The following is a 25,449-nucleotide window of genomic DNA, read 5'->3' as shown; positions in this document are numbered from 1 at the left end:
GCCGGTGAGCAAATAGATGCCGGAGGGGCTGGAGGGGTGAGGTATGTCGTCTGCGCACGTCAGCCGTAGGACGGTGCTCGGCGGGACGGTCCTGGGCGCCGGGCTGGCCACGATGCCCGTGGGGGCTTGTGGGGCCGCGTCCGCCGCCGCGGGGGACGGGCTCCGGGTGACGGACCCGGGGGCGTACATCTCGTTCACGGGCGGGGTGTTCTCCCTGGTCGGCGCGCCCGTGGTGGTGAGCGCGGAGGACCACCCCGGGGTGGTGCGGGTGGCCGGGGACCTCCGGGACGACCTCGCGCGGGTGACCGGCGTCCGACCCGGCACGACGATCGGCCGCTACCCGGTCCTGCTCGGCACGATCGGCCGCAGCCCGCTCGTCGACGGCCTGATCCGGTCCGGGAAGCTCGACGTCACGGGCGTGCGGGGCAGGTGGGAGACCTCGCTCCAGACGGTCGTGGAGCACCCGATGCCCGGTGTGGAGCGGGCGTTCGTCATCGCGGGCAGCGACCCGCGGGGCACGATCTTCGGGGCGTACGACGTCTCGTACGGCATCGGGGTCTCGCCCTGGCACTGGTGGGACGACGTACCGCCGGCCCGGCGCGACGCGGTCTGGGTGAAGCCCGGCCGCTTCACCCAGGGGACTCCGGTGGTGAAGTACCGGGGCGTCTTCATCAACGACGAGAACCCGGCGCTCGGCACCTGGGCACCGGCCTACTTCGGCCAGGGGAAGGCACCGGGCTACCCGGGCGGCTTCACCGCCGACTTCTACGCGAAGGTCTTCGAGGTCCTGCTGCGTCTGAAGGGCAACTACCTGTGGCCGGCGGTGTGGGGCCGGGCGTTCGCGGAGGACGACCCGGACAACCACCGGCGCGCGGCCGAGTACGGCATCGTCATGGGCACGTCCCACGAGGCGCCGATGATGCGGGGCATCGAGGAGTGGAACCGGCACGCCGGCTCCGGGACCGACCCCTACGGAGGCACGGGGGAGTGGTCGTACCGCCGCAACCCGGAGGCGGTCCGCGCGTACTGGCGCGCCGGCATCCAGCGCATGGTCGACCAGGGCTTCGAGGGCGTCGTCACCCTCGGCATGCGCGGCAACGGCGACACCGGCCTGCCCGACGGCGACGGCATCGAACTGATGGAGCAGATCATCGCCGACCAGCGCCGCATCATCGAGGAGGTGACCGGCAGGCCGGCGGCCGAGACCCCCCAGGTGTGGACCCTCTACAAGGAGGTCCAGCGCTACTGGGACCGCGGCCTGCGCGCCCCGGACGACGTCACCGTGGTCCTCACGGACGACAACTGGGGCAACATCCGCAAGCACCCGGACAGCCCCCGCGCCGGCGGGTACGGCCTCTACTACCACTTCGACTACGTCGGCGCCGGCCGCAACTACAAGTGGGTCGACACCGCGAACCTCAGGAACGTCTGGGACCAGCTCCACCAGGCCCACGCCTACGGCAACCACGGCCTGTGGGTGGTCAACGTCGGCGACCTGAAGGGCAACGAGCTGCCGACGGAGTTCTTCCTCGACTACGCCTGGAACCCCGACGCCTGGCCGCTGGAGCGCCTCGGCGCGTGGGAGGAGCGCTACGCCCGCCAGAACTTCGGCGAGGCGCAGGCGAAGGAGATCGCGTCGCTGCTGGCGGCCTACGGCCGGCTCCAGGCCCGCCGCAAGCCGGAGCTGCTGAACCGCCGGATCACCCTCTCCGGCGACCAGGTCGTGTACGACGACCGGCAGAGCCCGTACTACTTCGCGCACCGGGAACTGGAGCGGGTCACCGAGGAGTGGCGCGCGCTGGGCCGCCGCGCGGAACGCGTCGAGCGCAGACTGCCGGAGCGGCTGCGGGACGCGTGGTTCGAACTGGCCGGCTACGCGGTCACGGCGACCGCGAACCTGTACGCGCTGCGGGAAGCGGAGTTCACGAACCTGCTGTACGCGGCGCAGGGCCGGGCCGCGACCAACGACCGCGCGGCACAGGCGGAAGCCGCCCTCGGCCAGGACCTCGCCCTCGCCGACCGCTTCAACTCCCGTGTCGCCGACGGCAAGTGGCAGGGCTTCCAGACCCAGCCCCACATCGACTACGGGGACGTCGACCGCTACGGCCCCAACGCGGGCTGGCAGCAGCCGGAGAAGGACAACGTCGCCCTGCCCGACGTCCTCTTCCCGGCGGTACGGCGCATCGACGTGCCCGGGGCGGCGGAGCTGGGCGTGTCGGTGGACGGCGCGCAGGACGCGGGGGAGTGGTGGCCGGGAGGCTCTTCCTCGGCCGCGTCCCTGCCGCCGTTCAGCCCGTACCAGACCCGCCCCCAGCAGTACGTGGAGATCTTCAACCGGGGCCGTACGCCCTTCCCGTACGAGGTCTCGGTCTCGGCGCCCTGGCTGCGGGTGGACCGCCCGCGCGGCCGGGTGGACCAGCAGGTCCGCCTGGAGGTACGGGTGGACTGGTCACGCCTGCCCGCCGACCGCGCTGAGGCGACCCTGACGGTGCGCGGAGCGGGGACGTCGGTGCCGGTGCGGTGCGTGGCTCAGCGCCCGTCGGGTGTGCGGCCGCGGGGCTTCGTGGAGGCCGGCGGCTACGTGGCGATCGACGCCGGGCACTACGACCGGGCGGTCGGACCCTGGCGCCGTATCGACGGCATCGGACGGACCGGCGCGGGCATGACCCCGTGGCCGGTGACGTCCCCGAGCCGTACCCCGGGCGGCGACTCACCCCGCCTGGAGTACGAGGTGACGCTGCTGTCCGCCCCCGGCGAGGTGACGGTCTGGGCCCACCTGTCCCCCCGGAACCCGGCCGTCCCCGGTGTCTCCGGCCTGCGCTACGGCGTCTCGCTGGACGACGGTCCGATCCGGACCGTGGACATCACGGCGGGCGCGGACGACGGCGCGCTGAACACGGTCTGGGCCCGGCACACCTCGGACAACGTCAACGCGACGGCGACCACGCACACCGTGACGGAGCCGGGTGTCCACCGGCTGAAGGTCTGGATGGTGGACCCGACGGTGGTGGTGCAGCGCCTGCTGATCGACACGGGCGGGCTGCCCGAGCTGTACCTGGGGCCGCTGGAGAGCATGCGGGCGGGGGACGAGCACGCGTAGCGCGGCTGGACCGGCCGTGCACGCCGACCCCGGTTTGACCTACGTCACCTTCGGGGTAATCTCTTCGGCTCGATTGGCGGAGGTGCTGCCCCATATGGCAGACTGTCCGAGTTGCTCGGTCGAGTGTTGATGCTGCGCGCCTCCCGCCGGGAGGACCGGAAGCGAGTCCCACAGTACTCGTCGTCCTAACTGCCCTCGGGCAGCACTGGGACGGACGTACGGGAATCTTCCGGGAAGCGTGGGCGCGGCACCGGCCAGGCGCCCGGTGGGCCCGAGGTCCCCGGTCCGCGGTTCCGGAAGGGCCGTGTCAATCCCGCGGGGATGTTCGAACAAGGGGCATCTGTGTCAGCGGGAGTGCGACACGCCCGACCGCGTGGGTCGGAGAACGAGGAAGCAGGAACCACCGGGTTCCAGAGCGTGAGAAGAGACAGGACTACTGAGTAGCCATGGCGGGACAGAAGATCCGCATCCGGCTCAAGGCCTACGACCACGAGGTCATCGACTCCTCGGCGAAGAAGATCGTCGAGACGGTGACCCGTACCGGTGCGTCGGTCGCGGGCCCGGTGCCGCTGCCCACTGAGAAGAACGTGTACTGCGTCATCAAGTCGCCGCACAAGTACAAGGACTCGCGCGAGCACTTCGAGATGCGCACGCACAAGCGCCTGATCGACATCCTCGACCCGACCCCCAAGACCGTTGACTCTCTGATGCGACTCGACCTCCCGGCCGGTGTCGACATCGAGATCAAGCTCTGAGGCTGGTGGGCTGAGAATGGCTAAGCAGATCAAGGGCATCCTGGGCGAGAAGCTCGGCATGACGCAGGTGTGGGACGAGAACAACCGTGTTGTTCCGGTCACCGTCGTCAAGGCCGGCCCCAACGTCGTCACCCAGGTCCGTACGAACGACGTCGACGGCTACGAGTCGGTCCAGATCGCCTTCGGCGAGATCGACCCGCGCAAGGTGAACAAGCCCCTCAAGGGCCACTTCGCCAAGGCCGACGTCACCCCGCGCCGCCACCTCGTCGAGATCCGTACCGCTGACGCCAGCGAGTACACCCTCGGCCAGGAGATCACCGCCGAGGTGTTCGAGGCCGGCGTCAAGGTCGACGTCACCGGCAAGAGCAAGGGCAAGGGCTTCGCCGGTGTCATGAAGCGCCACAACTTCCGTGGCCTCGGCGCCGGACACGGCACCCAGCGCAAGCACCGCTCCCCCGGTTCCATCGGTGGCTGCGCCACCCCGGGCCGTGTGTTCAAGGGCCTCCGCATGGCGGGTCGCATGGGCAACGAGCGGGTCACCACCCAGAACCTGACCGTCCACGCCGTTGACGCGGAGAAGGGTCTGCTGCTCATCAAGGGCGCGGTTCCCGGTCCGAACGGCGGCCTCGTCCTGGTCCGCACCGCGGCCAAGGGGGCCTGAGGTAACCGATGAGCACTGTTGACATCCTTTCGCCGGCGGGCGAGAAGGCCGGTTCCGTCGAGCTCCCCGCGGAGATCTTCGACGCCAAGGTCAGCGTTCCGCTGATCCACCAGGTCGTCGTCGCGCAGCTGGCCGCTGCCCGCCAGGGCACGCACAAGACCAAGACCCGCGGTGAAGTCCGTGGTGGCGGCAAGAAGCCGTACCGCCAGAAGGGCACCGGTCGCGCCCGCCAGGGTTCGACCCGCGCGCCGCAGTTCGCCGGTGGTGGCGTCGTGCACGGTCCCGTGCCGCGCGACTACTCGCAGCGCACCCCGAAGAAGATGAAGGCCGCCGCCCTGCGCGGTGCCCTCACCGACCGGGCGCGCCACAACCGCATCCACGTCGTCTCCGGCGTGGTCGAGGGCGAGAACCCCAGCACCAAGGCCGCCAAGTCGCTGTTCGGCAAGATCTCGGAGCGCAAGAACCTGCTCCTGGTCGTCGACCGCGCCGACGAGGCCGCGTGGCTGTCCGCCCGCAACCTGCCCCAGGTCCACATCCTGGAGCCGGGCCAGCTGAACACGTACGACGTTCTCGTCTCGGACGACGTGGTCTTCACCCAGGCCGCTTTCGAGTCCTTCGTCGCCGGCCCGAAGGCCAACGACACCGAAGGGAGCGAGGCCTGATGGCTATCCGTCACCCCGCTATCGCCTCGAAGGCCGCCAAGGCCGCCAAGGCCGCGCGCGTCGCCAAGGCGCGCCGTCACGCCACCGAGGGCAAGAACACCGTCGAGACCCCGCTCAGCAAGTCGTACACGGACCCCCGTGACGTCCTGCTGAAGCCGGTCGTCTCCGAGAAGAGCTACGCGCTCCTCGACGAGAACAAGTACACGTTCATCGTCGACCCGAACGCCAACAAGACCCAGATCAAGCAGGCCGTCCAGGCGGTCTTCGACGTCAAGGTCACCGGGGTCAACACGATCAACCGCCAGGGCAAGCGCAAGCGGACCCGCACCGGCTTCGGCCAGCGCGCGGCCACCAAGCGCGCGATCGTGACCCTCGCCGAGGGCGACCGTATCGACATCTTCGGCGGTCCGACCGCGTAAGCGGGTCGGATCGTCCGATATCGGACGAGGACTGAGAAATGGGAATCCGCAAGTACAAGCCGACTACGCCGGGCCGTCGTGGCGCCAGCGTCGCCGACTTCGTCGAGGTCACGCGGTCCACGCCGGAGAAGTCGCTGGTCCGTCCCCTGCACAGCAAGGGCGGCCGTAACAACGCCGGTCGTGTGACCGTTCGCCACCAGGGTGGCGGACACAAGCGCGCCTACCGTGTGATCGACTTCCGTCGTCACGACAAGGACGGCGTGCCGGCGAAGGTCGCGCACATCGAGTACGACCCCAACCGCACCGCGCGCATCGCGCTGCTGCACTACGCCGACGGCGAGAAGCGCTACATCCTCGCCCCGCGCAACCTCCAGCAGGGCGACACCGTGGAGAACGGTCCCGGGGCCGACATCAAGCCGGGCAACAACCTGGCCCTCCGCAACATCCCGGTCGGTACCACGATCCACGCGATCGAGCTCCGTCCCGGTGGTGGCGCCAAGTTCGCCCGCTCCGCGGGTGCCTCGGTGCAGCTGCTCGCCCGTGAGGGCGCCATGGCGACCCTCCGTATGCCGTCCGGTGAGATCCGCATGGTGGACGCGCGCTGCCGCGCCACCGTCGGCGAGGTCGGCAACGCCGAGCAGAGCAACATCAACTGGGGCAAGGCGGGCCGCAAGCGGTGGCTGGGCGTTCGCCCGACCGTCCGTGGTGTCGTGATGAACCCGGTTGACCACCCGCACGGTGGTGGTGAGGGCCGGACCTCCGGTGGTCGCCACCCTGTGTCCCCGTGGGGCAAGAAGGAAGGCCGTACTCGTTCGCCCAAGAAGGCGTCGAACAAGTACATCGTCCGCCGCCGCAAGACGAACAAGAAGCGCTAAGGACGGGTTGAGATGCCTCGTAGCTTGAAGAAGGGGCCCTTCGTCGACGACCACCTGATCAAGAAGGTGGACTCGCAGAACGAAGCCGGCACCAAGAACGTCATCAAGACCTGGTCCCGTCGCTCGATGATCGTCCCGGCCATGCTCGGCCACACGATCGCGGTGCACAACGGCAAGACCCACATCCCGGTGTTCGTCACCGAGTCGATGGTCGGCCACAAGCTCGGCGAGTTCTCGCCGACCCGCACCTTCCGGGGCCACGTCAAGGAAGACCGGAAGTCGAAGCGCCGCTAGTAGCGGATCGCATTCAGACACGTAAGTAACTGAAGGGACAACCATGGAAGCCAGGGCCCAGGCGCGGTACATCCGCGTCACGCCCATGAAGGCCCGCCGCGTGGTGGACCTCATCCGTGGCATGGACGCCACGGAGGCCCAGGCCGTCCTGCGATTCGCTCCGCAGGCCGCCTCGGTGCCGGTGGGCAAGGTGCTCGACAGCGCCATTGCCAACGCCGCGCACAACTACGACCACACCGATGTCGACAGCCTCTTCATCTCCGAGGCCTACGTCGACGAGGGCCCGACCCTGAAGCGGTTCCGTCCGCGTGCCCAGGGCCGTGCCTACCGGATCCGCAAGCGGACCAGCCACATCACCGTGGTCGTCAGCAGCAAGGAAGGAACCCGGTAATGGGCCAGAAGGTAAACCCGCACGGGTTCCGGCTCGGTGTCACGACCGACTTCAAGTCGCGTTGGTACGCCGACAAGCTGTACAAGGACTACGTCAAGGAAGACGTCGCCATCCGTCGGATGATGACGTCCGGCATGGAGCGCGCCGGCATCTCCAAGGTCGAGATCGAGCGCACCCGTGACCGCGTGCGTGTGGACATCCACACCGCTCGTCCGGGCATCGTCATCGGCCGCCGTGGCGCCGAGGCCGACCGCATCCGCGGTGACCTCGAAAAGCTCACGGGCAAGCAGGTCCAGCTGAACATCCTTGAGGTCAAGAACCCCGAGACGGATGCTCAGCTCGTGGCCCAGGCCGTCGCCGAGCAGCTCTCCTCCCGCGTCTCCTTCCGTCGGGCCATGCGCAAGAGCATGCAGTCCGCCATGAAGGCCGGCGCCAAGGGCATCAAGATCCAGTGCGGTGGCCGCCTCGGCGGCGCCGAGATGTCCCGCTCGGAGTTCTACCGCGAGGGCCGTGTGCCCCTGCACACGCTCCGCGCGAACGTGGACTACGGCTTCTTCGAGGCCAAGACGACCTTCGGCCGCATCGGTGTGAAGGTCTGGATCTACAAGGGCGACGTCAAGAACATCGCCGAGGTCCGCGCCGAGAACGCTGCCGCCCGTGCGGGTAACCGCCCGGCCCGCGGTGGCGCCGACCGCCCGGCCCGTGGTGGCCGCGGTGGCGAGCGGCGCGGTCGTAAGCCGCAGCAGGCTGCCGGCGCCGAGGCCCCCAAGGCCGAGGCTCCCGCCGCCGCTCCGGCTGAGAGCACCGGAACGGAGGCCTGACCGTCATGCTGATCCCCCGTAGGGTCAAGCACCGCAAGCAGCACCACCCGAAGCGCAACGGTATGTCCAAGGGTGGGACGCAGGTTGCGTTCGGCGAGTACGGCATCCAGGCGCTGACCCCGGCCTACGTGACGAACCGCCAGATCGAGGCGGCTCGTATCGCGATGACCCGCCACATCAAGCGTGGCGGCAAGGTCTGGATCAACATCTACCCGGACCGTCCCCTCACCAAGAAGCCTGCCGAGACCCGCATGGGTTCCGGTAAGGGTTCTCCGGAGTGGTGGATCGCCAACGTCAAGCCCGGACGCGTCATGTTCGAGCTGTCGTACCCCAACGAGAAGATCGCCCGTGAGGCGCTGACGCGTGCGGCCCACAAGCTGCCGATGAAGTGCCGGATCGTCAAGCGCGAGGCAGGTGAAGCGTGATGTCGGCCGGTACCAAGGCGTCCGAGCTGCGCGAGCTGGGCAACGAGGAGCTTCTGGCGAAGCTCCGCGAGGCCAAGGAAGAGCTGTTCAACCTCCGCTTCCAGGCGGCGACGGGCCAGCTTGAGAACCACGGTCGGCTGAAGGCCGTCCGCAAGGACATCGCGCGGATCTACACCCTGATGCGTGAGCGCGAGCTGGGCATCGAGACGGTGGAGAGCGCCTGATGAGCGAGAGCAACGTGACTGAGAACACCGAAGCCCGAGGCTTCCGCAAGACCCGTGAGGGTCTGGTCGTCAGCGACAAGATGGACAAGACCGTCGTCGTCGCTGTCGAGGACCGTGTGAAGCACGCGCTGTACGGCAAGGTCATCCGCCGTACGAACAAGCTCAAGGCCCACGACGAGCAGAACGCTGCGGGCGTCGGCGACCGGGTCCTCCTCATGGAGACCCGGCCGCTGTCCGCGACGAAGCGCTGGCGCGTCGTCGAGATCCTCGAAAAGGCCAAGTAATTCCTGCGGGGCAGACCCCGCAGGTCAGTTCCGCCAGGCTCGGCAGGGGCTCCCCCTGAGAGGGCAGCCCCTGCCGGGAACCGGCAGACGATCAGGAGATAGACGTGATCCAGCAGGAGTCGCGACTGCGTGTCGCCGACAACACTGGTGCGAAGGAGATCCTTTGCATCCGTGTGCTCGGTGGCTCCGGTCGCCGCTACGCGGGCATCGGTGACGTCATCGTCGCCACCGTCAAGGACGCGATCCCCGGTGGCAACGTGAAGAAGGGTGACGTCGTCAAGGCGGTCATCGTTCGCACCGTCAAGGAGCGCCGCCGCCCGGACGGCTCGTACATCCGCTTCGACGAGAACGCCGCCGTCATTCTGAAGAACGACGGCGACCCTCGCGGCACCCGCATCTTCGGCCCGGTCGGGCGTGAGCTGCGCGAGAAGAAGTTCATGAAGATCATCTCGCTGGCTCCGGAGGTGCTGTAAGCATGAAGATCAAGAAGGGCGACCTGGTCCAGGTCATCACCGGCAAGGACAAGGGCAAGCAGGGCAAGGTCATTGCCGCTTACCCGCGCGAGGAGCGCGTCCTGGTCGAGGGTGTCAACCGGGTCAAGAAGCACACCAAGGCCGGTCCGACCGCCAGCGGTTCCCAGGCCGGCGGCATCGTGACCACCGAGGCCCCGATCCACGTGTCCAACGTTCAGCTGGTCGTGGAGAAGGACGGCCAGAAGGTCGTCACGCGTGTCGGCTACCGCTTCGACGAAGAGGGCAACAAGATCCGCGTTGCCAAGCGGACGGGTGAGGACATCTGATGGCTACCACCACCACTCCGCGTCTGAAGACGAAGTACCGCGAGGAGATCGCGGGCAAGCTGCGTGACGAGTTCAAGTACGAGAACGTCATGCAGGTCCCGGGCCTCGTCAAGATCGTGGTCAACATGGGTGTGGGCGACGCCGCCCGCGACTCCAAGCTGATCGAGGGCGCCATCCGCGACCTCACCACGATCACCGGTCAGAAGCCGGCCGTCACCAAGGCCCGCAAGTCCATCGCGCAGTTCAAGCTGCGCGAGGGTCAGCCGATCGGTGCCCACGTCACGCTTCGTGGCGACCGCATGTGGGAGTTCCTGGACCGCACCCTGTCGCTCGCGCTGCCGCGCATCCGCGACTTCCGCGGCCTGTCCCCCAAGCAGTTCGACGGCCGTGGCAACTACACCTTCGGTCTCACGGAGCAGGTCATGTTCCACGAGATCGACCAGGACAAGATCGACCGTGTCCGGGGTATGGACATCACCGTGGTGACCACGGCGACCAACGACGAAGAGGGCCGTGCCCTTCTCCGTCACCTCGGCTTCCCGTTCAAGGAGGCGTGAGCGAGATGGCGAAGAAGGCTCTCATCGCGAAGGCTGCTCGCAAGCCCAAGTTCGGTGTGCGTGGCTACACCCGCTGCCAGCGCTGCGGCCGTCCCCACTCCGTGTACCGCAAGTTCGGCCTGTGCCGCGTGTGCCTTCGTGAGATGGCTCACCGTGGCGAGCTGCCGGGCGTGACCAAGAGCTCCTGGTAATCCCGACTTTTAGGGATTCCTGGACCTCTCGGTAAGCAACCGGGACGGCAGGGGCGCCTGCCCTCATGGCTTAGGCTAGGAGGGTTGGGCCTCTGCCGCCCTGAACGACTTACTACGCCGTAGGTCCCCGCGCCGCACCCGTCCCGTCCATGTACGGGGAGAGGGATGGCGCATATAGGAAACCCCGGCGAGAAAGGCCACAGGCCAATTCATGACCATGACTGATCCGATCGCAGACATGCTGACGCGTCTGCGGAACGCGAACTCGGCGTACCACGACTCGGTGTCGATGCCGCACTCCAAGATCAAGTCGCACATCGCGGAGATCCTCCAGCAGGAGGGCTTCATCACGGGCTGGAAGGTCGAGGACGCCGAGGTCGGCAAGAACCTCGTCCTGGAGCTGAAGTTCGGCCCCAACCGTGAGCGCTCCATCGCGGGCATCAAGCGGATCTCCAAGCCCGGTCTCCGGGTGTACGCGAAGTCCACCAACCTGCCGAAGGTGCTCGGCGGCCTCGGCGTGGCGATCATCTCCACGTCGCACGGGCTCCTCACCGACAAGCAGGCCGGCAAGAAGGGCGTGGGTGGGGAAGTCCTCGCCTACGTCTGGTAGCAGAAGGGAACGGAGGAAACAGCTATGTCGCGCATCGGCAAGCTCCCCATCGCGGTTCCCGCCGGCGTGGACGTCACCATCGACGGCCGGACGGTCTCGGTCAAGGGCCCCAAGGGCTCGCTGACCCACACCGTTGCCGCGCCGATCGACATCGCTAAGGGCGAGGACGGCACCCTCCAGGTGACCCGCCCGAACGACGAGCGTCAGAGCAAGGCCCTGCACGGCCTCTCCCGCACGCTGGTGGCGAACATGATCACCGGCGTGACCCAGGGTTACGTGAAGAAGCTCGAAATCAGCGGTGTCGGTTACCGAGTGACCGCCAAGGGTTCGAACCTGGAGTTCGCTCTCGGTTACAGCCACCCGATCCTGGTCGAGGCCCCCGAGGGCATCACCTTCAAGGTGGAGACCCCGACCCGTTTCTCGGTCGAGGGCATCGACAAGCAGAAGGTCGGCGAGGTTGCGGCCAACATCCGCAAGCTGCGCAAGCCCGACCCGTACAAGGCCAAGGGCGTCAAGTACGAGGGCGAAGTCATCCGCCGCAAGGTCGGAAAGGCGGGTAAGTAAGCCATGGCATACGGGCAGAAGATCCTCAAGGGCGACGCCTACAAGCGCGCCGCGATCAAGCGCCGTCACATCCGGATCCGCAAGCGGATCTCCGGTACGGCGGAGCGTCCCCGTCTGGTCGTGACCCGCTCCAACCGCCACATCGTGGCGCAGGTGATCGACGACCTGAAGGGCCACACCCTGGCGTCGGCGTCCACCCTGGACGCGTCGATCCGTGGCGGCGAGGCCGACAAGTCCGCGCAGGCCAAGCAGGTCGGCGCCCTGGTCGCCGAGCGTGCCAAGGCCGCCGGTGTCGAGGCCGTCGTGTTCGACCGTGGTGGCAACCAGTACGCCGGGCGCATCGCCGCCCTGGCGGACGCCGCCCGCGAAGCCGGGCTCAAGTTCTGAGCCGCTTGTAGCTAGCGGAAAGAGAGAGGTAATCCAATGGCTGGACCCCAGCGCCGCGGAAGCGGTGCCGGTGGCGGCGAGCGGCGGGACCGGAAGGGCCGTGACGGCGGCGCTGCTGCCGCCGAGAAGACCGCGTACGTCGAGCGCGTCGTCGCGATCAACCGCGTCGCCAAGGTTGTGAAGGGTGGTCGTCGCTTCAGCTTCACCGCGCTGGTCGTGGTGGGCGACGGTGACGGCACCGTGGGTGTCGGATACGGCAAGGCCAAGGAGGTGCCGGCCGCCATCGCCAAGGGTGTTGAGGAGGCCAAGAAGCACTTCTTCAAGGTCCCCCGGATCCAGGGCACCATCCCGCACCCCATCCAGGGTGAGAAGGCTGCCGGCGTCGTGCTGCTCAAGCCCGCGTCCCCGGGTACCGGTGTTATCGCCGGTGGTCCGGTGCGTGCCGTGCTGGAGTGCGCCGGTATCCACGACGTGCTGTCGAAGTCGCTCGGCTCCGACAACGCCATCAACATCGTGCACGCGACCGTGGAGGCCCTGAAGGGTCTGCAGCGTCCCGAGGAGATCGCGGCCCGCCGCGGTCTGCCGCTTGAGGACGTCGCTCCCGCGGCCCTGCTGCGTGCGCGTGCCGGGGTGGGTGCGTAATCATGGCGCAGCTCAAGATCACGCAGGTCAAGTCCTACATCGGCAGCAAGCAGAACCACCGTGACACCCTGCGGTCGCTTGGTCTCAAGGGGATCAACACCGTGGTCGTCAAGGAGGACCGCCCCGAGTTCCGCGGAATGGTGCACACCGTCCGCCACCTCGTGACGGTCGAGGAGGTCGACTGATCATGGCGGAGCAGAACCCGCTGAAGATCCACAACCTCCGTCCCGCCCCGGGCGCCAAGACCGCCAAGACCCGTGTCGGTCGTGGTGAGGCGTCGAAGGGTAAGACGGCCGGTCGTGGTACCAAGGGCACCAAGGCCCGCTACCAGGTTCCGGAGCGCTTCGAGGGTGGCCAGATGCCGCTCCACATGCGCCTCCCGAAGCTGAAGGGCTTCAAGAACCCGTTCAAGACCGAGTACCAGGTCGTGAACCTCGACAAGCTGGCCGCGCTCTACCCCGAGGGTGGCGAGGTCACGGTCGAGGGTCTGGTGGCCAAGGGTGCCGTTCGCAAGAACAGCCTCGTCAAGGTCCTCGGCCAGGGCGAGATCTCCGTGGCGCTCCAGGTGACGGTCGACGCCGTCTCCGGCTCCGCCAAGGAGAAGATCACCGCCGCCGGCGGCACGGTCACCGAGCTCGTCTGAGTCCTTCGGACGACTTCTCGATGACGTAAACGATCCCGACCGGGGATACCTCACAATGAGGTATCCCCGGTTGGTCGTTCCTAGGGGGGCAGTGTCGCCGGTAAGGTGGCCTGCACTGTTCTTTTTCGTATTCGTCGAACTCAGACCGTCACCCTTGACGCAGTTGCGCGGGGGTCGCAGGAGGCACCGTGCTCACCGCGTTCGCCCGGGCGTTCAGGACGCCCGACCTGCGCAAGAAGCTGCTCTTCACGCTGGGCATCATCGTGGTCTACCGGGTCGGTACCCACATCCCGATCCCCGGCGTGAACTACAAGGCAGTCCAGACCTGTGTGAACGAGGCCCAGGGCAACCAGGGCCTGTTCGGCCTCGTGAACATGTTCAGTGGTGGTGCGCTGCTCCAGATCACGGTCTTCGCGCTCGGCATCATGCCGTACATCACGGCCAGCATCATCCTTCAGCTGCTGACCGTGGTCATCCCGCGCCTGGAAGCCCTGAAGAAGGAGGGCCAGGCCGGCACGGCGAAGATCACGCAGTACACCCGCTACCTCACCGTGGCGCTCGCCATCCTCCAGGGCACCGGCCTGGTCGCCACCGCCCGCAGCGGCGCGCTCTTCAGCGGCTGCTCGGTCGCCACGAGCATCGTCCCGGACCAGGCGATCTTCACCACGATCACCATGGTCATCTGCATGACCGCGGGCACGGCCGTCGTGATGTGGCTCGGCGAGCTGGTCACGGACCGCGGCATCGGCAACGGCATGTCGATCCTGATGTTCATCTCGATCGCCGCGACCTTCCCGTCCGCGCTGTGGGCCATCAAGAAGCAGGGCACGCTGGCCGGCGGCTGGATCGAGTTCGGCACCGTCATCGCGGTGGGCCTGGTCATGGTCGCGCTCGTCGTCTTCGTCGAGCAGGCCCAGCGCCGCATCCCGGTGCAGTACGCGAAGCGCATGATCGGACGCCGTTCCTACGGCGGCACGTCCACGTACATCCCGCTCAAGGTGAACCAGGCGGGTGTGATTCCCGTCATCTTCGCCTCCTCGCTGCTCTACATCCCGGCGCTCGTGGCGCAGTTCGCGGGAGGCAAGTCGGGCTGGAAGACCTGGGTCGAGCAGAACCTCACCAAGGGCGACCACCCGATTTACATCGTTTCGTACTTCTTGCTCATCGTTTTCTTCGCGTTCTTCTACGTGGCGATCTCCTTCAACCCCGAAGAAGTAGCCGACAACATGAAGAAGTATGGTGGCTTCATCCCGGGCATCCGGGCTGGCCGACCGACCGCTGAGTACCTGAGCTACGTGCTCAACCGGATCACCTGGCCGGGTTCGCTGTATCTGGGTCTGATCGCTCTCGTACCGACAATGGCGTTGGTGGGCTTCGGGGCAAGCCAGAACTTCCCCTTCGGCGGGACCAGCATCCTGATCATCGTGGGTGTCGGGCTTGAGACGGTGAAGCAGATCGAGAGCCAGCTCCAGCAGCGCAATTACGAAGGGTTCCTCCGCTGATGCGTATCGTCCTCGTCGGGCCGCCGGGTGCCGGTAAGGGAACGCAGGCCGTCCGGCTCGCAGAGAAGCTGGGTGTCCCGCACATCTCCACGGGCGACCTGTTCCGGGCCAACATCAGCCGGCAGACGGAGCTGGGCAAGCTCGCGAAGTCCTACATGGACGCCGGCAACCTCGTGCCCGACGAGGTGACGATCGCGATGGCCAAGGACCGCATGGAGCAGCCGGACGCGGAGAACGGCTTCCTGCTGGACGGCTTCCCGCGCAACGTCTCGCAGGCGGAGGCGCTGGACGAGCTGCTGCGGACCGAGGGCATCACGCTGGACGCCGTGCTGGACCTGGAGGTCCCCGAGGACGAGGTCGTCAAGCGCATCGCCGGCCGGCGCATCTGCCGGAACGACTCCTCCCACGTCTTCCACGTGACGTACAGCCCGCCGAAGCAGGAGGGCGTCTGCGACGTCTGCGGCGGCGAGCTGTACCAGCGCGACGACGACTCCGAGGAGACCGTCCGCAAGCGGCTGGAGGTCTACCACACGCAGACCGAGCCGATCATCGACTACTACAAGGCGCAGGGCCTGGTCGTGACGATCTCCTCCCTGGGTCCGGTGGACGAGATCACGCGGCGGGCGCTGGAGGCCCTCAAGCGCGAGAAGGCCGAGAAGTAGCTCCCGGCCCTTCCGGCCGCGGTGCCCTGCCGAGGGCGCCGCGGCCGTACTGTTGTACAGGTACCCCCAGTCGATGTGAGTGACGGAGAGCGCAGGCCCCCCATGGTGCAGATCAAGACCCCCGAGCAGATCGCGAAGATGCGGGCGGCGGGCCTGGTCGTAGCCGCCATCCACGCGGCCACGCGCGAGGCCGCGGTGCCGGGCGCCACCACCAAGGACCTGGACGAGGTGGCCCGCAAGGTGCTCGCCGAGCACGGCGCCAAGTCGAACTTCCTGGGTTACGGCGGCTTCCCCGCCACCATCTGCACCTCCGTGAACGACGTGGTCGTCCACGGCATCCCCTCCGACGACGTCGTCCTCAAGGACGGCGACATCATCTCCATCGACTGCGGCGCGATCGTCGACGGCTGGCACGGCGACGCGGCCTACACCGCGTTCGTGGGCTCCGGTCACGCCCCGGAGCTGATCGAGCTGTCCCGGGTGACGGAAGAGTCGATGTGGGCCGGTATCGCGGCCATGAAGCAGGGCAACCGCCTGGTCGACATCTCCCGGGCGATCGAGACGTACATCCGCCGCCAGCCCAAGCCGGGCGGCGGCCGGTACGGGATCATCGAGGACTACGGCGGCCACGGCATCGGCACCGAGATGCACATGGACCCGCACCTGCTGAACTACGTCGACCGCCGGCGCGGCAAGGGCCCCAAGCTGGTCCCGGGCTTCTGCCTCGCGATCGAGCCGATGGTGTCGCTGGGCACCCCGCGCACCGAGGTCCTGTCGGACGACTGGACGGTCATCACCACCGACGGCACCTGGTCCTCCCACTGGGAGCACTCCATCGCCCTGACGGAGCAGGGTCCGCTGGTCCTCACCGCCCCCGACGGCGGCAAGGCCAAGCTGGCCGAGTACGGCATCACGGCCGCTCCCGACCCGCTCGCATAGGGATCACCCTGATGGGGCAGACTTCATCGATTCGCCTTTCCGGGTGCGCCGACGTAGACTGACTCGTCGGCTCTCGTGCACCCGCATGTCCGCATGCTCCCGCAGGGGAATCCCAGGGATCGCCTGAGAGTCGATCAAGGTAGTCGATTCGAAGGGCGAAGCGTGGCCAAGAAGCAAGGTGCCATCGAGATCGAGGGCACTGTCGTCGAGTCTCTGCCGAACGCCATGTTCAAGGTCGAGCTCCAGAACGGCCACCAGGTCCTGGCACACATCAGCGGCAAGATGCGTATGCACTACATCCGCATCCTCCCTGACGACCGGGTCGTGGTGGAGCTGTCTCCGTACGACCTGACGCGTGGCCGGATCGTCTACCGGTACAAGTAGATCTTGCCCGCGCCCCGGGCCCGCCCGGTGCGATGGCACTGACCCGGAGAACCTCACCCCATGAAGGTCAAGCCGAGCGTCAAGAAGATCTGCGACAAGTGCAGGGTGATCCGCCGTCACGGCCGGGTCATGGTCATCTGCGAGAACCCGCGCCACAAGCAGCGCCAGGGCTGACGCACGACCATCACCCTCTGCACCTCTATCGCAGAGTCTTCGCGCGACGCGAGCTGAATATGTTCATACGCAGAGCCCGAGCCACCCAGCTCGACACCCCCGGTTCGGAGGCCGGGGACCCGGTTCGTACCTAGTACGGCGGCCGGGAGCCGGTTCTGTGGAAGACCTCCGAAGATTCACCAGGAGCCATTGAATGGCACGCGTTTCCGGTGTCGACATCCCGCGCGACAAGCGCGTGGAGATCGCCCTCACCTACGTGTTCGGCATCGGCCGGACCCTCTCGAAGGAGACGCTGGCTGCGACCGGCGTCGACCCGAACACCCGCGTTCGCGACCTGTCCGAAGAGCAGCTGGTCGCGATCCGCGAGTACGTCGACAACAACATCAAGACCGAGGGTGACCTCCGTCGCGAGATCCAGGCCGACATCCGCCGCAAGGTCGAGATCGGCACCTACCAGGGTCTCCGTCACCGTCGCGGTCTGCCCGTCCGCGGTCAGCGCACCAGCACCAACGCCCGCACCCGCAAGGGCCCGCGTCGCGCCATCGCCGGCAAGAAGAAGCCGGGCAAGAAGTAGTCCGCAGCGGACACCTGTCCACGGTCTTCGCTGTAGGACCGACCACCTCCCTCTAGGAGTTTGTAGATGCCCCCCAAGGGACGTCAGGGCGCTGCCAAGAAGGTGCGCCGCAAGGAAAAGAAGAACGTCGCTCACGGCCACGCGCACATCAAGAGCACGTTCAACAACACGATCGTGTCGATCACGGACCCGTCCGGCAACGTGATCTCCTGGGCCTCCGCCGGCCACGTCGGCTTCAAGGGCTCCCGGAAGTCCACGCCGTTCGCCGCGCAGATGGCCGCCGAGTCGGCTGCCCGCCGCGCCCAGGAGCACGGCATGCGCAAGGTCGACGTGTTCGTCAAGGGCCCGGGTTCCGGTCGTGAGACCGCGATCCGCTCCCTCCAGGCCACGGGCCTTGAGGTCGGCTCCATCCAGGACGTCACCCCGACCCCGCACAACGGCTGCCGTCCGCCGAAGCGTCGTCGCGTCTGACGCTTCCCAGGTCGCTGGTCGCGGGCGGCACGGCTCTTTCGGGTCGTGCCGCCCGTACCCTTGCAGTACCCGCGCTTTTCCGGGCGCGGTTTCCGTCGGACGTCAAATAGCGGGCGTCCACGAAAGAAGGATCTGATCCACACATGCTGATCGCTCAGCGTCCCTCGTTGACCGAAGAGGTCGTCGACGAGTTCCGCTCCCGGTTCGTGATCGAGCCGCTGGAGCCGGGCTTCGGCTACACCCTCGGCAACTCCCTCCGCCGTACCCTCCTGTCCTCGATCCCGGGTGCCGCCGTCACCTCGATCCGGATCGACGGCGTGCTGCACGAGTTCACCACCGTGCCGGGCGTCAAGGAGGACGTCACCGACCTGATCCTCAACATCAAGCAGCTGGTCGTCTCCTCGGAGCACGACGAGCCGGTCGTGATGTACCTGCGCAAGCAGGGCCCGGGTCTGGTCACCGCCGCCGACATCGCGCCCCCGGCCGGTGTCGAGGTGCACAACCCCGACCTGGTCCTCGCCACGCTCAACGGCAAGGGCAAGCTGGAGATGGAGCTGACGGTCGAGCGTGGCCGCGGTTACGTCTCCGCCGTGCAGAACAAGCAGGTGGGCCAGGAGATCGGCCGTATCCCGGTCGACTCGATCTACTCGCCGGTTCTGAAGGTCACGTACAAGGTCGAGGCCACGCGTGTCGAGCAGCGCACCGACTTCGACAAGCTGATCGTCGACGTCGAGACCAAGCAGGCGATGCGTCCGCGTGACGCCATGGCCTCCGCCGGCAAGACGCTGGTCGAGCTGTTCGGTCTCGCGCGCGAGCTGAACATCGACGCCGAGGGCATCGACATGGGTCCGTCCCCGACGGACGCCGCGCTCGCCGCCGATCTGGCGCTGCCGATCGAGGAGCTGGAGCTCACCGTTCGGTCGTACAACTGCCTCAAGCGTGAGGGCATCCACTCCGTGGGTGAGCTGGTCGCGCGCTCCGAGGCCGACCTGCTGGACATCCGCAACTTCGGTGCGAAGTCCATCGACGAGGTCAAGGCGAAGCTGGCCGGCATGGGCCTGGCCCTCAAGGACAGCCCGCCCGGATTCGACCCGACCGCTGCCGCGGACGCGTTCGGTGCCGATGACGACGCGGACGCCGGGTTCGTGGAGACCGAGCAGTACTGAGCTCGGGCCCGCCGGACCGTTTTCGGCTGCCGGCCCGCTGTGGCTGGTCGCGCAGTTCCCCGCGCCCCTCGCGGGCGCGGGGTCTCCGACAGGCGACCGCCTGCTCGGATACTGACCCCGGTACCTGACACGGCCGGGGCAGACACACAGGAGAAAGAACATGCCGAAGCCCACCAAGGGTGCCCGTCTGGGCGGCAGCGCCGCGCACGAGAAGCTCCTCCTCGCGAACCTGGCGAAGAGCCTCTTCGAGCACGGCCGCATCACCACCACCGAGGCGAAGGCGCGCCGTCTGCGCCCGTACGCCGAGCGTCTGATCACCAAGGCGAAGAAGGGCGACCTTCACAACCGCCGTCAGGTGCTCCAGGTCATCACGGACAAGAGCATCGTCCACACGCTCTTCACCGAGATCGGCCCGCGGTACGAGAACCGTCCCGGTGGCTACACCCGCATCACCAAGATCGGTAACCGCCGTGGCGACAACGCGCCCATGGCCGTCATCGAGCTGGTCGAGGCCCTGACGGTCGCCCAGCAGGCGACCGGTGAGGCCGAGGCCGCCACCAAGCGTGCGGTCAAGGAGGCCGAGGAGGCCAAGGCCGAGGAGACCACGGTCGAGGAGACCGAGGCCCCGGCCGAGGAGTCCAAGGACGCCTGAGGCTCTGCCTGACGCGGGAAGCGGGTTCGCCCTTCGGGGCGGGCCCGCTTTCGCGTACTTGAGAGGATCTGTACGTGAGTGACGAAGTACAGCCCGGCCATGTCCGTGTCCGTCTCGACCTGTCGTACGACGGCACCGGCTTCCACGGCTGGGCGAAGCAGGCCGGTGGCAGGCGGACCGTGCAGGGGGAGATCGAGGACGCCCTGCGGACGGTGACCCGGTCCCGGGAGACCTATGAGCTGACGGTCGCCGGGCGGACCGACGCCGGGGTGCACGCGCGCGGGCAGGTGGCGCACGTGGACCTGCCCGAGGGTGTCTGGCGCGAGCATCACGAGAAGCTGCTCAAGCGGCTCGCCGGCCGGCTGCCGAAGGACGTGCGGGTGTGGGCCCTCAGGGAGGCGCCGAGCGGTTTCAACGCGCGGTTCTCGGCCGTGTGGCGGAGGTACGCGTACCGGGTGACCGACAACCCGGGCGGGGTGGACCCGCTGCTGCGCGGCCATGTGCTGTGGCACGACTGGCCGCTCGACGTGGACGCCATGAACGAGGCCGCCCGGACGCTGCTCGGGGAGCACGACTTCGCCGCCTACTGCAAGAAGCGGGAAGGGGCGACCACGATCCGCACGCTCCAGGAGCTGAGCCTGGTCCGGGGGGAGGACGGGATCATCACCGCCACCGTGCGCGCGGACGCCTTCTGCCACAACATGGTGCGGTCGCTGATCGGCGCGCTGCTGTTCGTGGGGGACGGGCACCGGGGGCCGGAGTGGCCCGGCAAGGTGCTGGCCGCCCGGGTGCGGGACTCCGCCGTGCATGTCGTACGGCCGCACGGGCTGACGCTGGAGGAGGTCGGCTATCCGGCCGACGAACTGCTGGCGGCCCGGAGCAAGGAGGCGCGGAACAAGCGGTCGCTTCCCGGAGCATCGGGCTGCGAAACCTGTTAGTTACGTTGCATTTCGTCGATCTTATGCCACATGTCTGGACTTACCGGACGTAACCCCTCTTGCCAGCCCTTACGCGTTCCATACCTCTCGGATACAGTTGCGCCTCCCGGCCAGAAGTTCGACAGGGGAGGCCGGGGTTGGCTGGGGGGTCGACGGGCGGCCGGTTACGCCCGGGGTTGGACAACGGCATGACTTCAGTGGGTTCCGTGCGGACCGGGGGGCGTCGCGCGGCGCGCCGCAGTGGTGGGCGGCGACGGGCCGGGCGGGGCGGTAACCCCGCGCTCGGACTGCTGCCGCTGCCGCCGACGGACCGGGAGAAGTACTCCTACGCGCGCCGGCACCTGTGGATCCTGACCATCAGCTCGCTGGTCAGCTTCTGCTGTCTGGTGGTGAGCCAGTTCAAGCTGGCCCAGTCCACGCCGGTGCTGTGGATCTACACCCCGCTGCTGGTGTTCACGGTGGTCTACTACCTGGTGTCGCTGCGGGTGAACGGCTTCACCCGGGACTTCGACATCGCCCACCACCGGCGGCTGGTGCAGAACTGGCGGCCCGAGGTCTACCCGTCCGTCGACGTGTTCCTGCCGGTGTGCGGGGAGCCCATCGAGGTGCTGCACAACACCTGGCGGCACGTGCGGGCGATGGCCGACCGGTACCCGGGGGTCTGCGTGCCGTTCGTGCTGGACGACGGCGCGAGCCCGGAGCTGGCCGCGATGGCCCGGGACTTCGGGTTCCGCTACGGCACCCGGGAGAACCGGGGCTGGTTCAAGAAGGCCGGCAACCTGCACTTCGGCTTCGCCCAGTCCGACGGCGAGTACATCCTCATCCTGGACGCCGACTTCACCCCGCGCGCCGATCTGCTGGAGGAGCTGCTGCCGTACATGGACGCCGATCCGCGGATCGGCATCGTCCAGTCCCCGCAGTACTTCCGGGTGCTCGACTCGCAGAACTGGATCGAGCGCGGCGCGGGCGCGGTGCAGGAGCTGTTCTACCGGTCCGTGCAGGTGTCGCGGCAGGGCAGTGACGGCGCCATCTGCGTCGGTTCCTGCGCGATCTACCGGCGGGCGGCCCTGGAGACCAACGGCGGCACCACCCTGATCGAGCACTCCGAGGACGTGCACACCGGCTTCGACCTGCGCGGGCTCGGCTGGGACCTGAGGTACGTCCCGGTCGCGGTGTCCACCGGGGTGTGCCCGGACACCGCGGGCGCCTTCTTCAACCAGCAGTACCGCTGGTGCTCGGGCTCGATGAGCCTGCTCGGCAGCCGCAAGTTCTGGCAGGCGAAGATCAGGATGTCGAGCCGGCTGTGCTACATGTCCGGGTTCTTCTACTACATCCACACCGCGCTGTTCACCTTCGCGGCCCCGGTCATCCCGATCGTGCTGCTGCTGATGATGCCGGAGAAGCTCAAGGTCGAGCACCTGCTCCTGGTGGTGCCCAGCATCCTCTACACCACGATCGTCTTCCCGATGTGGCACAAGGCGCCGTACCGCCTGGAGGCGTGGGCGGCCCGCATGATGTACGGCTGGGCGCACGTCTTCGCCATCTGGGACATCCTGCGCAAGAACCGGATGGGCTGGCAGCCGACCGGTTCCTCCGGCGCCAAGAAGAACAAGACGCGGCGCTTCTGGATCGGCATGTGGGCCTGGAGCGGCGGCACGGCGCTGATCTGGGTCACCGCGGCGGTGTACCGGACGTTCACCATGAACGCCCCGGACTTCGCCCTGATCCTGTCCTCCGGGTTGTTCTACGCGCTGGTCGTGGGCCGGGTCCTGGTCCAGCCGCGCTCGGGGGCGGAGACCGCCTGATGCGACTGACGAAACGATTCCGCATCGGCACTGCGGCCGGCGTCCTCGCCGGTGTCCTCGCGCTGAGCGGCTGCTCGCTGCTCGGCGCCGACTCCGGCGACTCGCCGGCGTCCGGCGGCACCGCCGCCCCGCACGCCACGACCGGCGCCGGCCAGGACGTCCCCTACGACGTCACCCCCCTGCTGAAGCCGGCGAAGAAGTACTTCGGCGCGTCGGTGCCCGGCGCGCCGATCTCCATGAAGAACGTCGACGCGTACACGAGGATGACCGGCAAGCAGCCGAACCTGGTCGAGTACTACGCCGGCTGGGGCGACGGCTTCGACGCCACCGGGGTGCGCAACGCCTGGGCCGAGGGCGCGCTGACGCTGATGTCCTGGGAGCCCTTCGACACCCCGCTCGCCGACATCGCGGCGGGCGAGTCGGACGCGTACATCAAGAAGTACGCGACCGCGGTCCGCAAGCTGAACCTGCCCGTGGTGATCGACTTCGCGGACGAGTTCAACGGCCACTGGGAGAAGTGGGGCACCAAGGACGCGACCCCGACCCAGTACGTGGCCGCCTGGCGGCACATCCACCAGACCTTCGTGGACGCGGGCGCCACCAACGTCATCTGGGCCTGGTCGCCCAACATCGTCAACCCGGTCCCGGACGTGAAGCTCAAGCCGTACTACCCGGGCGACGCCTACGTCGACTGGGTCGGACTGATCGGCTACTTCACCGCCGGCGAGGACAACTCCTTCGACAGCGTCTTCGGGACCACCCGCGACCGGGTCCGCACCTTCACCAAGAAGCCGATCCTGCTGCTGGAGACCGGCGCCGTGCCCGGCGAACGGCGGCGGGCCGACATCCGCAACCTGTTCGCGGGCGTCGCGGCCGACGACGACATGCTCGGCTTCATCTGGTTCAACCACAAGAAGCGCGCCGACTGGCGGCTGGAGGCGAGCCCGCTGGCGCTGAAGGAGTTCAAGCGCCTGGCCGCCGACGACCGGTTCGGCTTCGACGTACGGAAGCCGTCATGAGTTCACGACCCGAGTACTACGTCCCGCAGCCGTACGACCCGTACGCGGACGACGACCCGCAGGGCGGCTGGTTCAACTCCGACGGCTACGCCCCGCGCCGGTCCCAGGGCTACGGGACGGCCGAGGGCCACGGGACACCCCAGGGCCATGCCGCGCCCCAGGGGTACGACATACCCGCGGCCCACGACGTCCCGCAGGGGTACGACGCCGCCCAGGGCTACGACTACGACCCCCGGACCTCTGCGTACCAGCAGCAGGACGACCAGCCGACGTACGCCCTGCACACGGTGGCCGAGCCGGCGGCGCCCGCCGAGCCCGGGTACACCGTGCCCGAGACGCCCGAGGTCGGCTGGGACATGGCCGCCAGCCGGCGGCGCGCCTGGGTCAGCCGGGCAGTGCTGCTGTTCGTCCTGGCCGTCCAGGCGGTGCTCTCGCTGCGGCTGTCCAACACGGCCTTCCAGGACGAGGCCCTGTACCTGGCCGCCGGACACGCCGAGTTGCAGCACCTGCTGCACGGCACCCCGCTGCCCATCGACTACGGGGCGTACTTCTCCGGCTCGCCGCAGCTGTACCCGGTGCTCGCCGCCGCCGTCGACGGCCGCTTCGGGCTCACCGGGGCCCGCGTCCTGAGCCTGGCCTTCATGCTGGGCACCACCGCGCTGCTGTACTCCTTCACCCGGCGGCTCTTCAACGAGCGGGCCGCGCTGGCCGGTGCGGCGCTCTTCGCCGTGGTCCAGTCGACCGTCGTCATGGGGTACTTCGCCACCTACGACGCCGCCGCGGTGTTCCTGCTGGCCCTGGCCACCTGGCTCGTCGTGCGCACCGACCGGGCCCCCGTGGCCGCCGTGCTGCTCGCCGCGCCGGTCGCCGTCCTCGCCGTCGGCGTGAAGTACGCGGCCGCCCTGTACCTGCCGACCATCGTCGTGCTCGCCCTGCTCACCGGCTGGCCGCACAAGGGCGGCAGGGCCTTCCTGCGGATGCTGCTCCTCGCGCTCGGCATCGGCGCCCTGCTGGCGGCCGGCATGTACAGCACCGACCTGCTCGCCGGTGTGCGGCAGACCACGACCAACCGCGCCCACGGCTCCGACAGCGCCGCCTTCCTGCTCCAGCGGTCGGCCCAGTGGGGCGGCCTGATGTTCCTCACGGCCGTCGGCGGCGCCCTCTCCTACGTGCGGCGCAGCCGGATGAACGAGTCGCCGGCCGCCCAGCGGCTCGGCAACCCCGGCTGGCGCTGGCGGGCCCTGCTCGGGCTGGTGCTGTGCGGCACCGCGCTGCTCGCACCCGCCTACCAGATACACCTGGGGACCGTGGTCTCGCTGTTCAAGCACGTCGGTTTCGGCCTGCTGTTCGCCGCGCCGATGGCCGGTGTCGGCGTGACCCGGCTGATCGGGGCGCACTTCCGCTACCCCCAGCTCGGCATCATGCTGTGGACGGCGACGCTCTGCCTCGGCATCCAGCAGGCGGACTGGCGCTTCGGCGTCTGGCCCGACTCCTCGAAGATGATCCAGGTCATCGACTCCCACGTGGACCGCAAGGGCCACTACCTCGCCTCGACGCCCGAGGTGCCCGTCTACTACCTGCGCGACAAGACCAGCCACCGGCAGTGGCAGGGCGTCTTCGCGCTGGAGTACACGGACCGGAAGGGCACGTACCACAAGGGTGACGCCGCCTACCGCGCGGCGCTGCGCGACGGCGAGTTCGACCTGATCGTCCTGGACGGTCTCACCAACCCGCGGGTGGACGCCGTCGTCGCGGACGCGGTCAAGGGCAATGCGCACTACCGGCTCCTCGCCGACCTGCCCTTCCGCAACTCCAGCGGCACCGGCCACTACCGCATCTGGGTCAAGACCGCCTGACGC

At 68.2% G+C, this 25,449-nt stretch carries 35 protein-coding genes; all 35 read left to right on the top strand.

Annotated features, from left to right (window positions below):
- The first annotated feature begins 43 nt into the window (after positions 1-43).
- The 35 genes from AQJ11_RS12180 to AQJ11_RS12010 all read left to right on the top strand — a co-directional run bounded on the left by AQJ11_RS12180 (position 44) and on the right by AQJ11_RS12010 (position 25,446).
- Positions 44-3,100, top strand: coding sequence for a glycosyl hydrolase 115 family protein (locus tag AQJ11_RS12180; RefSeq protein WP_398780730.1), 3,057 nt, complete (start codon positions 44-46; stop codon positions 3,098-3,100).
- 446 nt (positions 3,101-3,546) lie between these two features.
- Positions 3,547-3,855 carry a 30S ribosomal protein S10 gene (rpsJ, locus tag AQJ11_RS12175; RefSeq protein WP_003948644.1) on the top strand — a complete coding sequence of 103 codons (309 nt, stop codon included), beginning with the start codon at positions 3,547-3,549 and terminating at the stop codon, positions 3,853-3,855.
- Positions 3,856-3,871: 16 nt separating this feature from the next.
- Positions 3,872-4,516, top strand: coding sequence for a 50S ribosomal protein L3 (gene rplC / locus AQJ11_RS12170; RefSeq protein WP_014674369.1), 645 nt, complete (start codon positions 3,872-3,874; stop codon positions 4,514-4,516).
- Between the two features lie 8 nt (positions 4,517-4,524).
- Positions 4,525-5,178 (top strand): 50S ribosomal protein L4, encoded by a 654-nt coding sequence (gene rplD, locus AQJ11_RS12165; RefSeq protein WP_014674370.1) that lies wholly within the window; start codon positions 4,525-4,527, stop codon positions 5,176-5,178.
- Positions 5,178-5,597 (top strand): 50S ribosomal protein L23, encoded by a 420-nt coding sequence (gene rplW / locus AQJ11_RS12160; RefSeq protein ID WP_030345427.1) that lies wholly within the window; start codon positions 5,178-5,180, stop codon positions 5,595-5,597. The genes rplD and rplW overlap by 1 nt, the downstream gene beginning before the upstream one ends.
- A gap of 38 nt (positions 5,598-5,635) precedes the next feature.
- Positions 5,636-6,472, top strand: a complete 837-nt coding sequence (gene rplB / locus AQJ11_RS12155) for a 50S ribosomal protein L2 (protein WP_041665436.1) — start codon at positions 5,636-5,638, stop codon at positions 6,470-6,472.
- 12 nt (positions 6,473-6,484) lie between these two features.
- Positions 6,485-6,766 (top strand): 30S ribosomal protein S19, encoded by a 282-nt coding sequence (rpsS, locus tag AQJ11_RS12150; RefSeq protein WP_041665437.1) that lies wholly within the window; start codon positions 6,485-6,487, stop codon positions 6,764-6,766.
- A gap of 43 nt (positions 6,767-6,809) precedes the next feature.
- Complete coding sequence (gene rplV, locus AQJ11_RS12145) at positions 6,810-7,157, top strand: 50S ribosomal protein L22 (RefSeq protein ID WP_006130776.1); 348 nt, start codon at positions 6,810-6,812, stop codon at positions 7,155-7,157.
- On the top strand, positions 7,157-7,978 hold the full coding sequence (gene rpsC, locus AQJ11_RS12140; protein ID WP_014674374.1) for a 30S ribosomal protein S3: 822 nt from the start codon (positions 7,157-7,159) through the stop codon (positions 7,976-7,978). The genes rplV and rpsC overlap by 1 nt, the downstream gene beginning before the upstream one ends.
- Positions 7,979-7,983: 5 nt before the next feature.
- The gene (gene rplP, locus AQJ11_RS12135; RefSeq protein WP_009190136.1) at positions 7,984-8,403 is read left to right on the top strand and encodes a 50S ribosomal protein L16; all 420 of its coding nucleotides are present in this window, start codon (positions 7,984-7,986) and stop codon (positions 8,401-8,403) included.
- Positions 8,403-8,627, top strand: a complete 225-nt coding sequence (gene rpmC, locus AQJ11_RS12130) for a 50S ribosomal protein L29 (RefSeq protein ID WP_003974259.1) — start codon at positions 8,403-8,405, stop codon at positions 8,625-8,627. Before rplP ends, rpmC begins: the two co-directional genes overlap by 1 nt.
- Positions 8,627-8,911: a 30S ribosomal protein S17 gene (gene rpsQ, locus AQJ11_RS12125; protein ID WP_014674375.1), complete on the top strand. Its 285-nt coding sequence runs from the start codon at positions 8,627-8,629 to the stop codon at positions 8,909-8,911. The genes rpmC and rpsQ overlap by 1 nt, the downstream gene beginning before the upstream one ends.
- Positions 8,912-9,015: 104 nt before the next feature.
- Positions 9,016-9,384: a 50S ribosomal protein L14 gene (gene rplN, locus AQJ11_RS12120; protein ID WP_003998823.1), complete on the top strand. Its 369-nt coding sequence runs from the start codon at positions 9,016-9,018 to the stop codon at positions 9,382-9,384.
- Between the two features lie 2 nt (positions 9,385-9,386).
- Positions 9,387-9,710, top strand: coding sequence for a 50S ribosomal protein L24 (rplX, locus tag AQJ11_RS12115; RefSeq protein ID WP_014674376.1), 324 nt, complete (start codon positions 9,387-9,389; stop codon positions 9,708-9,710).
- Positions 9,710-10,267 carry a 50S ribosomal protein L5 gene (gene rplE / locus AQJ11_RS12110; RefSeq protein WP_014674377.1) on the top strand — a complete coding sequence of 186 codons (558 nt, stop codon included), beginning with the start codon at positions 9,710-9,712 and terminating at the stop codon, positions 10,265-10,267. Before rplX ends, rplE begins: the two co-directional genes overlap by 1 nt.
- A 5-nt stretch (positions 10,268-10,272) precedes the next feature.
- Positions 10,273-10,458 (top strand): type Z 30S ribosomal protein S14, encoded by a 186-nt coding sequence (locus AQJ11_RS12105; RefSeq protein ID WP_003948630.1) that lies wholly within the window; start codon positions 10,273-10,275, stop codon positions 10,456-10,458.
- 211 nt (positions 10,459-10,669) lie between these two features.
- Positions 10,670-11,068 (top strand): 30S ribosomal protein S8, encoded by a 399-nt coding sequence (rpsH, locus tag AQJ11_RS12100; RefSeq protein ID WP_014674378.1) that lies wholly within the window; start codon positions 10,670-10,672, stop codon positions 11,066-11,068.
- A gap of 24 nt (positions 11,069-11,092) precedes the next feature.
- Entirely contained in the window at positions 11,093-11,632 is a 540-nt protein-coding gene (rplF, locus tag AQJ11_RS12095) for a 50S ribosomal protein L6 (protein WP_014674379.1), read from the top strand.
- Between the two features lie 3 nt (positions 11,633-11,635).
- A complete protein-coding gene (gene rplR, locus AQJ11_RS12090) occupies positions 11,636-12,019 on the top strand; it encodes a 50S ribosomal protein L18 (RefSeq protein WP_014674380.1) in 384 nt (127 codons plus the stop codon).
- 36 nt (positions 12,020-12,055) lie between these two features.
- Positions 12,056-12,661 carry a 30S ribosomal protein S5 gene (gene rpsE, locus AQJ11_RS12085; RefSeq protein WP_014674381.1) on the top strand — a complete coding sequence of 202 codons (606 nt, stop codon included), beginning with the start codon at positions 12,056-12,058 and terminating at the stop codon, positions 12,659-12,661.
- A gap of 2 nt (positions 12,662-12,663) precedes the next feature.
- Positions 12,664-12,846, top strand: coding sequence for a 50S ribosomal protein L30 (gene rpmD, locus AQJ11_RS12080; RefSeq protein ID WP_003998814.1), 183 nt, complete (start codon positions 12,664-12,666; stop codon positions 12,844-12,846).
- A 2-nt stretch (positions 12,847-12,848) separates the two neighbouring features.
- Positions 12,849-13,304, top strand: a complete 456-nt coding sequence (rplO, locus tag AQJ11_RS12075; RefSeq protein ID WP_014674382.1) for a 50S ribosomal protein L15 — start codon at positions 12,849-12,851, stop codon at positions 13,302-13,304.
- 188 nt (positions 13,305-13,492) lie between these two features.
- Positions 13,493-14,806, top strand: coding sequence for a preprotein translocase subunit SecY (secY, locus tag AQJ11_RS12070; RefSeq protein ID WP_014674383.1), 1,314 nt, complete (start codon positions 13,493-13,495; stop codon positions 14,804-14,806).
- Entirely contained in the window at positions 14,806-15,468 is a 663-nt protein-coding gene (locus AQJ11_RS12065) for an adenylate kinase (RefSeq protein ID WP_014674384.1), read from the top strand. Before secY ends, AQJ11_RS12065 begins: the two co-directional genes overlap by 1 nt.
- Positions 15,469-15,570: 102 nt before the next feature.
- On the top strand, positions 15,571-16,407 hold the full coding sequence (map, locus tag AQJ11_RS12060; protein ID WP_014674385.1) for a type I methionyl aminopeptidase: 837 nt from the start codon (positions 15,571-15,573) through the stop codon (positions 16,405-16,407).
- Positions 16,408-16,569: 162 nt separating this feature from the next.
- The gene (gene infA / locus AQJ11_RS12055; RefSeq protein WP_003948620.1) at positions 16,570-16,791 is read left to right on the top strand and encodes a translation initiation factor IF-1; all 222 of its coding nucleotides are present in this window, start codon (positions 16,570-16,572) and stop codon (positions 16,789-16,791) included.
- Positions 16,792-16,851: 60 nt separating this feature from the next.
- Positions 16,852-16,965: a 50S ribosomal protein L36 gene (gene rpmJ, locus AQJ11_RS12050; RefSeq protein ID WP_003998809.1), complete on the top strand. Its 114-nt coding sequence runs from the start codon at positions 16,852-16,854 to the stop codon at positions 16,963-16,965.
- A gap of 193 nt (positions 16,966-17,158) precedes the next feature.
- Positions 17,159-17,539, top strand: a complete 381-nt coding sequence (gene rpsM / locus AQJ11_RS12045; protein WP_014674386.1) for a 30S ribosomal protein S13 — start codon at positions 17,159-17,161, stop codon at positions 17,537-17,539.
- 66 nt (positions 17,540-17,605) lie between these two features.
- The gene (rpsK, locus tag AQJ11_RS12040) at positions 17,606-18,010 is read left to right on the top strand and encodes a 30S ribosomal protein S11 (RefSeq protein WP_003956432.1); all 405 of its coding nucleotides are present in this window, start codon (positions 17,606-17,608) and stop codon (positions 18,008-18,010) included.
- Between the two features lie 143 nt (positions 18,011-18,153).
- Positions 18,154-19,176 carry a DNA-directed RNA polymerase subunit alpha gene (locus AQJ11_RS12035; protein WP_003966937.1) on the top strand — a complete coding sequence of 341 codons (1,023 nt, stop codon included), beginning with the start codon at positions 18,154-18,156 and terminating at the stop codon, positions 19,174-19,176.
- Between the two features lie 160 nt (positions 19,177-19,336).
- Positions 19,337-19,828 (top strand): 50S ribosomal protein L17, encoded by a 492-nt coding sequence (gene rplQ, locus AQJ11_RS12030; protein WP_014674387.1) that lies wholly within the window; start codon positions 19,337-19,339, stop codon positions 19,826-19,828.
- 74 nt (positions 19,829-19,902) lie between these two features.
- Entirely contained in the window at positions 19,903-20,766 is an 864-nt protein-coding gene (gene truA, locus AQJ11_RS12025) for a tRNA pseudouridine(38-40) synthase TruA (protein WP_059263007.1), read from the top strand.
- Between the two features lie 386 nt (positions 20,767-21,152).
- On the top strand, positions 21,153-22,571 hold the full coding sequence (locus tag AQJ11_RS12020; RefSeq protein WP_059263103.1) for a glycosyltransferase family 2 protein: 1,419 nt from the start codon (positions 21,153-21,155) through the stop codon (positions 22,569-22,571).
- Complete coding sequence (locus AQJ11_RS12015; RefSeq protein ID WP_059263006.1) at positions 22,571-23,590, top strand: glycoside hydrolase family 26 protein; 1,020 nt, start codon at positions 22,571-22,573, stop codon at positions 23,588-23,590. Before AQJ11_RS12020 ends, AQJ11_RS12015 begins: the two co-directional genes overlap by 1 nt.
- The gene (locus tag AQJ11_RS12010; RefSeq protein ID WP_059263005.1) at positions 23,587-25,446 is read left to right on the top strand and encodes a glycosyltransferase family 39 protein; all 1,860 of its coding nucleotides are present in this window, start codon (positions 23,587-23,589) and stop codon (positions 25,444-25,446) included. Before AQJ11_RS12015 ends, AQJ11_RS12010 begins: the two co-directional genes overlap by 4 nt.
- Positions 25,447-25,449: the final 3 nt, after the last annotated feature.

The sequence above is a fragment of the Streptomyces corchorusii genome, assembly GCF_001514055.1.
GTDB lineage: Bacteria > Actinomycetota > Actinomycetes > Streptomycetales > Streptomycetaceae > Streptomyces > Streptomyces olivaceoviridis.
The sequence above is the reverse complement of the archived record's forward strand: the minus strand, read 5'-3'. Positions and strand labels throughout refer to the sequence as shown.